11 protein-coding genes are annotated in these 12,141 nt (G+C 64.6%); 2 read left to right on the top strand and 9 right to left on the bottom strand.

The window, feature by feature from the left end; genetic code table 11:
• Positions 1 to 143 precede the first annotated feature (143 nt).
• The 6 genes from asd to ACF8NF_RS02170 all read right to left on the bottom strand — a co-directional run bounded on the left by asd (position 144) and on the right by ACF8NF_RS02170 (position 6,057).
• Entirely contained in the window at positions 144 to 1,256 is a 1,113-nt protein-coding gene (gene asd / locus ACF8NF_RS02195; RefSeq protein ID WP_012207038.1) for an aspartate-semialdehyde dehydrogenase, read from the bottom strand.
• Positions 1,257 to 1,631: 375 nt separating this feature from the next.
• Positions 1,632 to 2,702, bottom strand: a complete 1,071-nt coding sequence (gene leuB, locus ACF8NF_RS02190) for a 3-isopropylmalate dehydrogenase (RefSeq protein ID WP_016447764.1) — start codon at positions 2,700 to 2,702, stop codon at positions 1,632 to 1,634.
• A gap of 96 nt (positions 2,703 to 2,798) precedes the next feature.
• Positions 2,799 to 3,452, bottom strand: coding sequence for a 3-isopropylmalate dehydratase small subunit (leuD, locus tag ACF8NF_RS02185; protein WP_016447763.1), 654 nt, complete (start codon positions 3,450 to 3,452; stop codon positions 2,799 to 2,801).
• A gap of 20 nt (positions 3,453 to 3,472) precedes the next feature.
• Complete coding sequence (locus tag ACF8NF_RS02180; protein WP_012207035.1) at positions 3,473 to 3,598, bottom strand: entericidin A/B family lipoprotein; 126 nt, start codon at positions 3,596 to 3,598, stop codon at positions 3,473 to 3,475.
• A 27-nt stretch (positions 3,599 to 3,625) separates the two neighbouring features.
• The gene (leuC, locus tag ACF8NF_RS02175) at positions 3,626 to 5,047 is read right to left on the bottom strand and encodes a 3-isopropylmalate dehydratase large subunit (protein ID WP_016447762.1); all 1,422 of its coding nucleotides are present in this window, start codon (positions 5,045 to 5,047) and stop codon (positions 3,626 to 3,628) included.
• Between the two features lie 65 nt (positions 5,048 to 5,112).
• Positions 5,113 to 6,057 (bottom strand): LysR substrate-binding domain-containing protein, encoded by a 945-nt coding sequence (locus ACF8NF_RS02170; protein WP_016447761.1) that lies wholly within the window; start codon positions 6,055 to 6,057, stop codon positions 5,113 to 5,115.
• A 241-nt stretch (positions 6,058 to 6,298) separates the two neighbouring features.
• On the opposite strand from ACF8NF_RS02170, the gene ACF8NF_RS02165 reads away from it, so the two are divergent.
• Positions 6,299 to 7,555 (top strand): tetratricopeptide repeat protein, encoded by a 1,257-nt coding sequence (locus tag ACF8NF_RS02165; protein ID WP_223275145.1) that lies wholly within the window; start codon positions 6,299 to 6,301, stop codon positions 7,553 to 7,555.
• 69 nt (positions 7,556 to 7,624) lie between these two features.
• Here the strand turns inward: ACF8NF_RS02165 and dnaJ are convergent, their stop codons facing one another.
• From dnaJ to grpE, 3 genes are all read right to left on the bottom strand, one after another.
• The gene (dnaJ, locus tag ACF8NF_RS02160) at positions 7,625 to 8,764 is read right to left on the bottom strand and encodes a molecular chaperone DnaJ (protein WP_016447759.1); all 1,140 of its coding nucleotides are present in this window, start codon (positions 8,762 to 8,764) and stop codon (positions 7,625 to 7,627) included.
• Positions 8,765 to 8,864: 100 nt separating this feature from the next.
• Positions 8,865 to 10,814 carry a molecular chaperone DnaK gene (dnaK, locus tag ACF8NF_RS02155; protein WP_016447758.1) on the bottom strand — a complete coding sequence of 650 codons (1,950 nt, stop codon included), beginning with the start codon at positions 10,812 to 10,814 and terminating at the stop codon, positions 8,865 to 8,867.
• Positions 10,815 to 10,928: 114 nt separating this feature from the next.
• Complete coding sequence (gene grpE / locus ACF8NF_RS02150; protein WP_016447757.1) at positions 10,929 to 11,474, bottom strand: nucleotide exchange factor GrpE; 546 nt, start codon at positions 11,472 to 11,474, stop codon at positions 10,929 to 10,931.
• A gap of 302 nt (positions 11,475 to 11,776) precedes the next feature.
• Here grpE and rpsF point away from each other — a divergent pair, with 302 nt between their 5' ends.
• Positions 11,777 to 12,139 carry a 30S ribosomal protein S6 gene (rpsF, locus tag ACF8NF_RS02145; protein ID WP_012207028.1) on the top strand — a complete coding sequence of 121 codons (363 nt, stop codon included), beginning with the start codon at positions 11,777 to 11,779 and terminating at the stop codon, positions 12,137 to 12,139.
• Positions 12,140 to 12,141 lie beyond the last annotated feature (2 nt).

Raw genomic sequence — 12,141 nt, 5'->3', positions numbered from 1 at the left:
TCGGTGATTGTAGGCAACCGCCTACAGTCAGGGGACAAGAGACTTGGGCATTGTGCCCAATCGCACAGGGTTTAAAGCCGAAAAAAGCGCCATGTCCCGGGCCAGGACATGGCGCTTTTTGTGTTGGCTCAAGCCGGCGGTGCTCAGGCGGCCAGCAGGATGCGCAGCATGCGGCGCAGCGGCTCGGCGGCGCCCCACAGCAGTTGGTCGCCGATCACGAAGGCCGACAGGTATTCGGGGCCCATGTTCAGCTTGCGCACGCGGCCCACGCCGACTTCCAGGCCACCGGTGATGGCGGCAGGGGTCAGTTCCTTGACGGTGATGGCGCGGTCGTTGGGAACCCACTTCACCCAGGGATTGCCGGACTTGATGATGGCTTCCAGCTCTTGCAGGGGCAGGTCCTTCTTGAGCTTGAGGGTCAGCGCCAGGCTGTGGCAGCGCATGGCGCCGATGCGCACGCACAGGCCGTCGACGGGAATGGTCTGCTCCGTGCCCAGGATCTTGTTGACCTCGGCTTGGCCCTTCCACTCTTCCTTGGACTGGCCGTTGTCCAGCTGTGCGTCGATCCAGGGGATCAGGCCGCCAGCCAGAGGCGCGCCGAAGAATTCGGTGGGCACATCGGTGCGGATGGTCTGAGCCACCTTGCGGTCGATATCCAGGATTGCGGAGGCGGGCGTGGCCAGCTCGTCGGCCACGGCCGCATGCACCACGCCCATGCCCTTGAGCAGTTCGCGCATGTGGTTGGCGCCGCCACCGGAGGCTGCCTGGTAGGTCATGGAGCTGACCCATTCCACGAGACCGGCCTTGAACAGGCCGCCCAGCCCCATCAGCAGGATGGAGTTGGTGCAGTTGCCGCCAATCCAGTTCTTGCCGCCCGCGGCGAGCTTGGACTGGATCAGGCCTTCATTGACGGGGTCGAGCACGATGACGGCATCGCCTTCCATGCGCAGCGACGATGCGGCATCGATCCAGTGGCCGTTCCAGCCCGAGGCGCGCAGCTGGGGGAAGACTTCCTTGGTGTAGTCACCGCCCTGGCAGGTGATGATGATGTCGCACTTGGACAGCTCGGCAATGTCGTTGGCATTGCGCAGCTCCGTGTGGGTCTTCGCCATGGCCGGGGCCTTGCCGCCGGCGTTGGAGGTGGAGAAGAAAACGGGCTCGATCAGGTCGAAATCGCCCTCTGCCTGCATGCGGTCCATCAGCACGGAGCCGACCATGCCGCGCCAGCCCACCAGGCCTACCAATTGCTTGCTCATTTTTGAAACGCCCTTTCAGTGTGAAAACAGTGCTGGATCAAGACTGTTGTCGCCCGGCTCGTCTGGGCCAGGTGAGGGCGCACGACGAACCGGGCTGGGTCAGCCTTTGATTGTCGTAATGGTTGTGGATGTGATTGCGCGCACGGCCACGCCAGCCTGGGCGGCGGGTGCAATGTTCAGCAGGAGGAACGGGCGGGCGGCAAACATAAGAGCAGTCATTCTAGCGAATACGCCAGGAAAGAGAATGTCTGTTTGATGAATATCTTCGTCGAAATGGCGAAAAGCAGACGTCTGTTTTGACGCTTTGCCTAGTTTTGGAAAATCCTGGCCAGGCAGGGCAGCCGCAAGCCCGGAGGCTCGCGGCTGTCGTGGACGTCAGGCCAGCGCGGCCACCACGGCATCGCCCATCTCGCGGGTGGAGACCTTGGTCGTGCCTTCGCTGTGGATGTCGGCCGTGCGCAGGCCCTGGGCCAGGACCTTTTGCACGGCGGCTTCGATACGCTGTGCAGCAGCCTCCTGGTTCAGCGAGAAGCGCAGCATCATCGCAGCCGACAGGATGGTGGCCAGCGGATTGGCAATGCCCTTGCCCGCAATGTCGGGGGCCGAGCCATGGCTGGGCTCGTACAGACCCTGGCCCTTGGCGTTGAGCGAGGCGGAGGGCAGCATGCCGATGGAGCCGGTGAGCATGGAGGCTTCATCGGACAGGATGTCGCCAAACATATTGCCCGTGACCACCACGTCGAAGCGCTTGGGCTCCTTGACCAGTTGCATGGCGGCGTTGTCCACGTACATGTGGTCCAGTTGCACGTCGGGGTACTGCTGGCCCACCTCGGTGACCACGTCCTTCCAGAACTGGAAGGTTTCCAGCACGTTGGCCTTGTCCACGCTGGTCACGCGCTTGCTGCGCTTTTGCGCGGCCTGGAAGGCCACGTGGGCGATGCGCTCGATCTCGGGCTTGGAGTAGCGCATGGTGTCGAAGGCTTCCTCGGCGCCGGGGAAGTGGCCGTCGGTGGCCACGCGGCGGCCGCGCGGCTGGCCGAAGTAGATGTCGCCGGTCAGCTCGCGGATGATGAGGATGTCCAGGCCTGCGACCAGTTCGGGCTTGAGGCTGGAGGCATGGGTCAGCTCCGCATAGCAGATGGCCGGGCGGAAGTTGGCAAACAGACCCATGTGCTTGCGCAGGCCCAGGATGGCCTGCTCGGGGCGCAGCGGGCGGTCCAGCGTGTCGTACTTCCAGTCGCCCACGGCGCCGAACAGCACGGCGTCGGACTCCATGGCCAGCTTCAGCGTGGATTCGGGCAGCGGGTGGCCGGCAGCTTCGTAGGCAGCGCCGCCCACGGGGGCGGTCTGCATGTCGAAGTCCAGGCCCAGGGCGCCCAGCACCTTCACGGCTTCCGCAACGATTTCGGGGCCGATGCCATCACCGGGCAAGACTGCGATTTTCATGGTGTTCCTTTTGAGAGACTGTTCGGATGGTGGAAGGCCGCCGGCGGCTGGTTCAGCAACGCCTGCGGCCCATTGATGCGCGCAAGTGGAGATCGATCAGCGCTGCACCAGCGTGTGGGCCAGCCAGGGCTTGGTGGCCAGGCGCTCGGCCTCGTAGGCGCGGATCTTGTCGGCATGGCGCAGGGTCAGGCCGATGTCGTCAAAACCGTTGAGCAGGCAGTACTTGCGGAAGGCAATGACGTCGAAGGGGATCTCCTCGCCCTGCGGGCGCACGATCACCTGGCGGTCCAGGTCGATGGTCAGCTCGTAGCCGGGGAAGGCCGCGATCTCGTTGAACAGCATGTCGATCGTGGCTTCGGGCAGCACGATGGGCAGCAGGCCGTTCTTGAAGCAGTTGTTGAAGAAGATGTCGGCGAAGCTGGGTGCCAGGATGGCGCGAAAGCCGTACTGGTCCAGGGCCCAGGGCGCGTGCTCGCGGCTGGAGCCGCAGCCGAAGTTCTTGCGTGCGACCAGGATGGAGGCGCCCGCATAGCGCGGCTGATTGAGCACGAAGTCGGGGTTGGGCTTGCGCGAGGCCGGGTCCTGGCCGGGTTCGCCATGGTCCAGGTAGCGCCACTCGTCGAACAGGTTCACACCGAAGCCGGTCTTCTTGATCGACTTGAGGAACTGCTTGGGAATGATGGCGTCGGTGTCGACGTTCTCGCGGTCCATGGGGGCGACAAGGCCCTTGTGCACGGTGAATTGTTGCATGGCAGTATCGAATTCAGGGTTCAGCGGGCGGCGCGTTCGATGGCGCTGCCCGCGCTTTGCACGTCCTGGCCAATGCCCTTGACGGTATTGCAGGCGGCCAGGGTGAAGGCCAGGCCGATCAGGAGGATCGAGAAGGAAGGCTTCATGGTGTGCTGGCGGGGGCAGTTGCGGGTTCAGGAGAATCTGCGGATGTCCACGAAGTGGCCGTGGATGGCCGCGGCAGCGGCCATGGCGGGGCTCACCAGGTGGGTGCGTCCGCCCGCGCCCTGGCGGCCTTCGAAGTTGCGGTTGCTGGTGGAGGCGCAGCGCTCGCCGGGCTCCAGGCGGTCGGCATTCATGGCCAGGCACATGGAGCAGCCGGGTTCGCGCCATTCAAAGCCTGCCGCCTTGAAGATCTGGTCCAGGCCTTCGCGCTCGGCCTGCTCCTTGACCAGGCCCGATCCGGGCACCACCATGGCCAGCTTGATGTTGCGTGCCACCTTCTGGCCCAGCTTCTTGACCACGGCGGCGGCTTCGCGCATGTCTTCGATGCGGCTGTTGGTGCACGAGCCGATGAAGACCTTGTCCACGAAGATGTCGTCGATGGCCTTGCCGGGTTCCAGCGCCATGTAGGTCAGCGCGCGCTCGATGGCGCCGCGCTTGCTGGCATCCTTTTCCTTGTCGGGATCGGGCACGCGGGCATCCACGCCCAGCACCATTTCGGGCGAGGTGCCCCAGGTGACCTGCGGCACGATCTCGCTGGCCTGCAGCTCGACCACGCGGTCGAACTTCGCATCGGCATCGGAGTGCAGCGTCTTCCAGTAGGCGACGGCGGCGTCCCATTCGGCGCCCGTGGGCGCCAGCGGGCGGCCCTTGACGTACTGGATGGTCTTATCGTCCACGGCCACCAGGCCGGCGCGCGCGCCGCCTTCGATGGCCATGTTGCAGACCGTCATGCGGCCTTCCATGCTCAGGTCGCGGATGGCCTCGCCTGCGAACTCGATGGTGTAGCCCGTGCCGCCGGCCGTGCCGATCTTGCCGATGATGGCCAGCACGATGTCCTTGGCCGTGATACCGGGCGCCGCCTTGCCGCTGACGTTGATCAGCATGTTCTTGGCCTTCTTGGCCAGCAGGGTCTGGGTGGCCATCACGTGCTCGACCTCGGAGGTGCCGATGCCGTGGGCCAGTGCGCCGAAGGCGCCATGCGTGGACGTGTGGCTGTCGCCGCAGACCACGGTCATGCCGGGCAGGGTGGCGCCTTGCTCGGGACCCATGACGTGGACGATGCCCTGGCCCTTGTCCATGAAGGGAAAGAAGGCCGCAGAGCCGAACTCGCCGATGTTGGTGTTCAGCGTGGTGATCTGTTCCTTGCTGATGGGGTCGGCAATGCCGTCATAGCCGCGCTCCCAGCCGTCGGTGGGTGTGTTGTGGTCGGCCGTGGCCACCACCGAGCTGATGCGCCACAGCTTGCGGCCGGCCATGCGCAGGCCTTCGAAGGCCTGGGGGCTGGTGACTTCGTGCACCAGGTGGCGGTCGATGTAGAGGACGGCGGTGCCGTCATCCTCGGTGTGGATGACATGCTCGTCGAAGATCTTGTCGTAGAGGGTGCGTCCCATGGCGTTCTCGAATGGTTGGTGTCGTGGGGAAATTCTTGGATGTGCATCCGGGGGCCAAGGGGCCTTCAGGATGCGCTGGCCGGCGGGCTCAGGTGCTCGACCAGCAGGCGGGCCGTAACGGGTAGCGCGTCGAAGTCGCGCGCCACGATGCTCAGCTCGCGCCGTGCCCAGTCGTCGCTGAGCTCCAGGGCGCGCAGATGGCCCACGCCGTGCATGAGCTCGAAGGCGCGGTCGGGGATCAGTCCCACGCCCAGGCCGTTGTCGATCATGCGGCACATGGCATCCAGGCTGGTGACCTGGATGCGCTGGTGCAGCGCATGCCCGGCCTGGGCCGCAGCCGCACGCATGGCCAGGCTGATGGAGGAGCCGGCCTGCAGGCTGACGATGTCCCATTCGAGCACATCGGCAAAGGCCACGCTGTCGCTGTGCGCCAGCGCGTGCTGCTCGGGCACCACGACGACCAGCCGGTCCTCGCGGTAGGGGCGGTGCTGCAGCGCGGGAGTGGCCTGGCCATTGCCCAGCGGCATGTATGCCATGGAGCAGATGCCGATGTCGGCCGTGCCTTCCTGCACCGCCGCCAGCACGGCGGGGCTGAGCTGCTCCTGCAGGTCGATCTTGACCTGGCCATGCTTGCGCGCGAAGACGCCCAGGTCTTCCGGCAGGAACTGCACGATGGCCGACATATTGGCGTGGATGCGTACATGGCCGCGCACGCCATCGGCGTACTCGGACAGCTCGCCCTGCATGCGCTCCAGGCCATACAGCACGTTGCGCGCGTGGTGCAGCAGGCTTTCGCCGGCAGGAGTGAGTGTCACGCCACGGCTGTGGCGATACAGCAGGGCCGTGTCCACGGTGGCCTCGAGGTCGGACAGGCGCTTGCTCACCGCCGAAGCGGCGATGAACTCGCGTTCTGCCGCTCGTCCGATGCTGCCAAGTTCGCAGACAGCCACGAACAGCTGCAAGGAGGTAAGGTCTATGCGCCGTGCAAAACTGCGCTCTGAATTCTTCATGTGGTGGGGTTCAGGCTTCTCATTAGGAGAAGTTGAATGGATTTTCTCGCACAAGTCATCGATCTGTCATCTTCAATCGCGATGTCTTTGGTGATGTCGTGCGATTTCATGGAGATGGGGGTCATGCCTCATGGCGATGGCTGCGGGCAACCATGCCCGCCGGAACGCCGGTTGCATACTGAAAGAATTTGTCAATCTTTGCGCCAGTCGCCTGCATGGATTGCTGCAAAAATAAGAGCATATGAACGATCGATACCCGACGGGCCTGCGAGCCCTGCCTGCAGGCCTGTCATTGCTGCTGGCCGCAGCCCTGTCCTGCATGGCCGTCCCGGCGTCTGCCAAGCCGCAGCCACCGGCGAAGAACACGGCCAAGAGCGGCGCGAAGGCTCCGGCCAAGCCTGCGGCCAAGGCAGCTGCGAGGCCGACAGGCAAGACCGCCGTCAAATCCAAGGGCAAGCCGGCACCTGCCACCACCCGCAGCGCACCTGCCAAGGCGGCCGCCGCTGCAGGCGTGGTGGGCGGCGCTGCCGCAGCGGGGGCTGCAGCTGCAGCCGCAGGTGGCGGCGCGTCCAAGGGTGAGTCCGGCCTGAGCGCTGCCGAGCTTGCAGCGCTGCAGCAGCATGCCGAGCAGGGCGAGGCCAGCGCCCAGTACGCGCTGGGCTCGCTGTACAAGCGCGGCCAGGGCGTTGCCCTGGATGCGGAGACTGCCGCCCGGTGGTATGAGAAATCGGCCCAGCAAGGCTATGCGCCGGCTCAGTCCGACCTGGGTTTGATGTACGCCAATGGCCGTGGCGTGGTGCGCGACGATGCGCAGGCCGTGCAGTGGTATCGCAAGGCGGCCGAGCAGGGTGACGCCGTGGCACAGAACAACCTGGGCCTGATGCTTGCCGAAGGGCGCGGAGCCGCCAAGGATCCCGTCCAGGCCGTGCAATGGTTCCAGCGCTCGGCCGAACAGGGGGAGGCGGCCGGCCAGTACAGCCTGGGCGTGATGTATGCCACGGGCCGGGGCGTGGCCGAGGATGTGGCGCAGGCGCTGCGCTGGTTCGTGGCGGCGGCAGGCCAGGGCCATGTCGATGCGCAATTCAACGCCGGCATGCTCTATGCCGAGGGTGGCGTGGTCGATCGCGACATGGCGCAGGCCGCACACTGGCTGGAGAAGGCGGCCGAGCAGGGCAGTGCCGCAGCCCAGTCCAACCTGGGCGTTCTGTATGCCAATGGCCAGGGCGTGCCTGCCAGCGACAAGCAGGCCGCGCGCTGGCTGGAGCGTGCCGCCCAGCAGGGCGACGCGCTGGCGCAGTCCAATCTGGCCAGCCTCTATTCCTCGGGCAAGGGCGTGGAGCGCAGCCCGTCGCAGGCCTATTTCTGGATGCTGCTGGCAGCGGGCAAGGACAGCTCTCTGGCGGCCAAGCGCGACAGCATGGCCCAGCCGCTGAGCGCGGCAGAGCGCGCACGTGCCGAGCGGCAGGCGGCGGCCTGGAAGGCCAAACCCGCTCCCTGAGTCCTGTTGAGGATGCACCAATGAAAAACGCCTCGGAAGAGGCGTTTTTGTTGGGGGCTCAGTGCTGCATCAGCTGAAGAAGCTCTTGAGCCTGTCGGTCCAGCTCTCGCCGCTGGGCGAATGCTTGGCGCCGCCCTTCTTGAGCGATTCCTCCAGCTCGCGCAGCAGCTTGCGCTGGTACTCGGTCAGCTTGACGGGCGTCTCGACCACGATGTGGCAGTACAGGTCACCGGGGTAGCTGGAGCGCACGCCCTTGATGCCCTTGCCGCGCAGGCGGAACTGCTTGCCGGCCTGGGTGCCTTCGGGGATGTCGATGGCCGCCTTGCCCGAGAGGGTGGGTACCTCGATCTCGCCACCCAGCGCTGCCGTGATGAAGCTCACGGGCACGTTGCAGTGCAGATCGTCGCCATCGCGCTCGAAGATGTCGTGGTCCTTGATGCGGATCTCGATGTAGAGATCGCCTGCAGGCCCGCCATTGGTGCCGGGTTCGCCATTGCCCGAGGAGCGGATGCGCATGCCGTCGTCGATGCCTGCGGGAATCTTCACCTCCAGCGTCTTCTGGCGCTTGACCTTGCCCTGGCCGCCGCAGCTGGTGCAGGGTTCGGGAATGATCTTGCCGGTGCCTCGGCAGTGCGGGCAGGTCTGCTGCACGCTGAAGAAGCCCTGGCGCATCTGCACGCTGCCCATGCCGTTGCAGGTGGTGCAGGTCTTGGCGCTGGTGCCGGGCTTGGCGCCGCTGCCGTGGCAGATGTCGCAGCTGTCCCAGCTGGGGATGCGTATCTGCGCATCCTTGCCGTGGGCAGCCTCTTCCAGCGTGATCTCCATGGCATAGCTGAGGTCGTTGCCACGGTAGACCTGGCGGCCGCCACCTGCGCCGCCGCGCCGCCCGCCCTGGTTGAACATGTCGCCGAAGATGTCGCCAAAGGCCTCGGCAAAGCCGCCAAAGCCTTCTGCGCCGCCGCCCATGCCGCGGTTGGGGTCCACGCCTGCGTGGCCGTACTGATCGTAGGCCGCGCGTTTGTTGCTGTCGGAGAGCATCTCGTAGGCCTCCTTGGCCTCCTTGAATTTCTCTTCCGCCTCGCGTGCGGCATCCCCCTGGTTGCGGTCAGGGTGGTACTTCATCGCCAGCTTGCGATAAGCCTTCTTGATGTCGTCGTCCGAGGCGTTCTTGGCAACGCCGAGGACCTCGTAAAAATCGCGTTTGGACATGGTGTTTGCTAGCCAGTCAGTGAGAACAGGAACGCCGCGTCAGCCCCTTGGCAGGGCCGAGCGCGGCGGCAAGCGGTCGTCAAGGGACCACGCGCTGGGTTCAGTCCTTCTTGACTTCCTTGACTTCGGCGTCGACGACGTTGTCGTCAGCGGCTGCAGCACCGGCCGAGGCGCCTGCAGCACCGGCGGCTGCTGCGGCGGCGGCTGCCTCGGGGGCGCCCGCTGCCTGTGCATCGGCGTACATCTTCTCGCCGAGCTTCTGGCTGACCGTCATCAGCGCCGTGGTCTTGGCGTCGATGGCGTCCTTGTCCTCGCCCTTGAGCGCTTCTTCCAGGTCCTTGACGGCGCTCTCGATGGCGGTCTTCTCGCCAGCGTCGAGCTTGTCGCCATGCTCGCCCAGGCTCTTCTTGACGCTGTGCACGGCAGCTTCGCCCTGGTTGCGGGCCTGGACCAGTTCCAGCTTCTTCTTGTCGTCGGCGGCGTTCAGCTCGGCGTCCTTGACCATCTTCTGGATCTCTTCCTCGGACAGGCCGGAGTTCGCCTTGATGGTGATCTTGTTTTCCTTGCCCGATGCCTTGTCCTTGGCGGACACGTTCAGGATGCCGTTGGCGTCGATGTCAAAGGCCACTTCGATCTGGGGCACGCCACGCGCGGCCGGCGGGATGCCTTCGAGGTTGAACTCGCCCAGCATCTTGTTGCCCGAAGCCATTTCGCGCTCGCCCTGGAACACCTTGATCGTCACGGCAGGCTGGTTGTCGTCGGCCGTCGAGAAGGTCTGTGCGAACTTCGTCGGGATGGTGGTGTTCTTGGTGATCATCTTGGTCATCACGCCACCCAGCGTCTCGATGCCCAGTGACAGCGGTGTCACGTCCAGCAGCAGCACGTCCTTGCGGTCACCCGACAGAACCTGGCCCTGCACGGCGGCGCCCACGGCCACGGCTTCGTCGGGGTTCACGTCCTTGCGGGGATCCTTGCCGAAGAATTCCTTGACCTTTTCCTGCACCTTGGGCATGCGGGTCATGCCGCCGACCAGGATGACGTCATCGATGTCGGACACGGACACGCCTGCGTCCTTGATGGCCGTGCGGCAGGGCGCAATGGTGCGCTCGATCAGGTCCTCGACCAGGCTTTCCAGCTTGGCGCGGGTCAGCTTGATGTTCAGGTGCTTGGGACCCGAGGCATCGGCCGTGATGTAGGGCAGGTTGATGTCGGTCTGGGCCGAGTTCGACAGCTCGATCTTGGCCTTCTCGGCGGCTTCCTTCAGGCGCTGCAGCGCCAGCACGTCCTTGGACAGATCGACGCCCTGTTCCTTCTTGAACTCGGTGATGATGTAGTCGATGATGCGCTGGTCGAAGTCTTCGCCGCCCAGGAAGGTGTCGCCGTTGGTCGACAGCACTTCGAACTGCTTTTCGCCGTCCACATCGGCGATTTCGATGATGGACACGTCGAAGGTGCCGCCGCCCAGGTCATACACGGCGATCTTGCGGTCGCCCTTGTCGGTCTTGTCCAGGCCGAAGGCCAGGGCCGCCGCCGTGGGTTCGTTGATGATGCGTTTGACTTCCAGGCCGGCGATGCGGCCGGCGTCCTTGGTGGCCTGGCGCTGGGCGTCGTTGAAGTAAGCGGGCACGGTGATCACGGCCTCTGTCACGGGCTCGCCCAGGTAGTCCTCGGCGGTCTTCTTCATCTTGCGCAGCACTTCGGCGGAAATCTGCGGCGGGGCCAGCTTCTGGCCGCGCACTTCCACCCAGGCGTCGCCGTTGTCGGCACGCGAGATGGTGTAGGGCATCAGGTCGATGTCCTTTTGCACTTCCTTCTCGTCGAACTTGCGGCCGATCAGGCGCTTGGCGGCATAGATGGTGTTGCGGGGGTTGGTGACCGCCTGGCGCTTGGCCGAGGCGCCGACGAGGATCTCGCCGTCTTCCTGGTACGCAATGATAGACGGCGTGGTGCGCGCACCTTCGCTGTTCTCGATCACGCGCGTGGTGTTGCCGTCCATGATGGCCACGCAGCTATTGGTGGTGCCCAGGTCAATACCGATGATTTTTCCCATTTTGAGTTCTCTCCGCGTTCTGTGAAATGTTTGAATGACTGCTAACTTGTGGCCGGCTCGCGCAGCTTCAAGGGGCTTGTCCCCTTTTTTGTCAGTGCTGCCGTGAGTGCCCGCTTACTGGGGCTGGGCCACGGTCACGAGGGCCGGGCGCAGTATGCGGTCGGCGATCAGGTAGCCCTTTTGCAGCACCGACACCACGGTGTTGGCTTCCTGCTGTGCAGGCACCATGCTGATCGCCTGGTGCAGGTTGGGGTCAAATTTCTCGCCGGCAGCCGGATTGATGGTCACGACCTTGTTGCGCTCAAGGGCCGAGGTCAGCTGGCGCAGCGTGGCGTCGGCGCCTTCGCGCAGCTGTTCCGGCGTGGCCTGTTGAATGGCCAGGGCGGCATCCAGGCTGTCGCAGACAGGTAGAAGGCTTTCGGCAAAGCTCTCGATGCCGAATTTGCGCGCCTTGGAGACTTCGTCTTCCGCACGGCGGCGCACATTCTCGGCCTCGGCCTTGGCGCGCAGGAACTGGTCTGCCAGCTCGGCGCTCTTGGCCTTGAGTTCGGCCAGCTCGGCCTGCAGGCGCTGCAGCTCGTCGGCTGCATTGGCCGCCATGGCGGCTTCGATTTCTTCCGGGGCTGCGTCTTGCAAGGGGTTGGAGTTTTGTTCAGACATGGATAGAGACTTCAGCTACAAAACAAAGCGGTCGCCAGACTGGAGGCCAGGCGATTGCACGATCTTGAATCGAGATGCGAGCGGATCGGTGTATTTTCAAGGGCTTTGTGCATGTGCATCCGCGCGGCAGAGGTACACGGTGAGGGCAAAAGCCGGGCGACGGGGCAAAAGCCCCACACAGATCCGGGGTCTCGGGCAGTGCGAAGTGTACAGATGGAAGAGGGCTGCGCTAGAATCCAATGCTTTGCCTTGCCGCACCGCTACAAGACGCAGTGGGCGGCGTTTTCCCAAAAGGAGTCGATATGCGTCATTACGAAATCGTTTTGTTGATCCACCCGGATCAGAGCGAGCAGGTTCCCGCCATGCTGGAACGCTACAAGGGCATGATCACCGCTGGCGGTGGCAAGGTCCATCGCGAAGAAGACTGGGGCCGTCGCCAACTGGCTTACATGATCAACAAGCTCGCCAAGGCCCACTACCTGTGCCTGAACATCGAAGCCGACCAGGCTGTGATGGCTGAGCTGGAGCATGCCTTCAAGTTCAACGATGCCGTGCTGCGTCACCTGACGGTTCAGAAGAAGAAGGCCGACACTGCGCCTTCCTCGATGATGAAGACCGTCGAGCGTGAAGAGGCCCGCAAGGCCAGCCAGACCGAACAGGCCTGAGC

This window comes from Delftia sp. WSY_22 (assembly GCF_043104185.1).
Taxonomy (GTDB): domain Bacteria; phylum Pseudomonadota; class Gammaproteobacteria; order Burkholderiales; family Burkholderiaceae_C; genus Comamonas; species Comamonas tsuruhatensis.
This window is presented reverse-complemented; position numbering and strand designations above follow the sequence as displayed.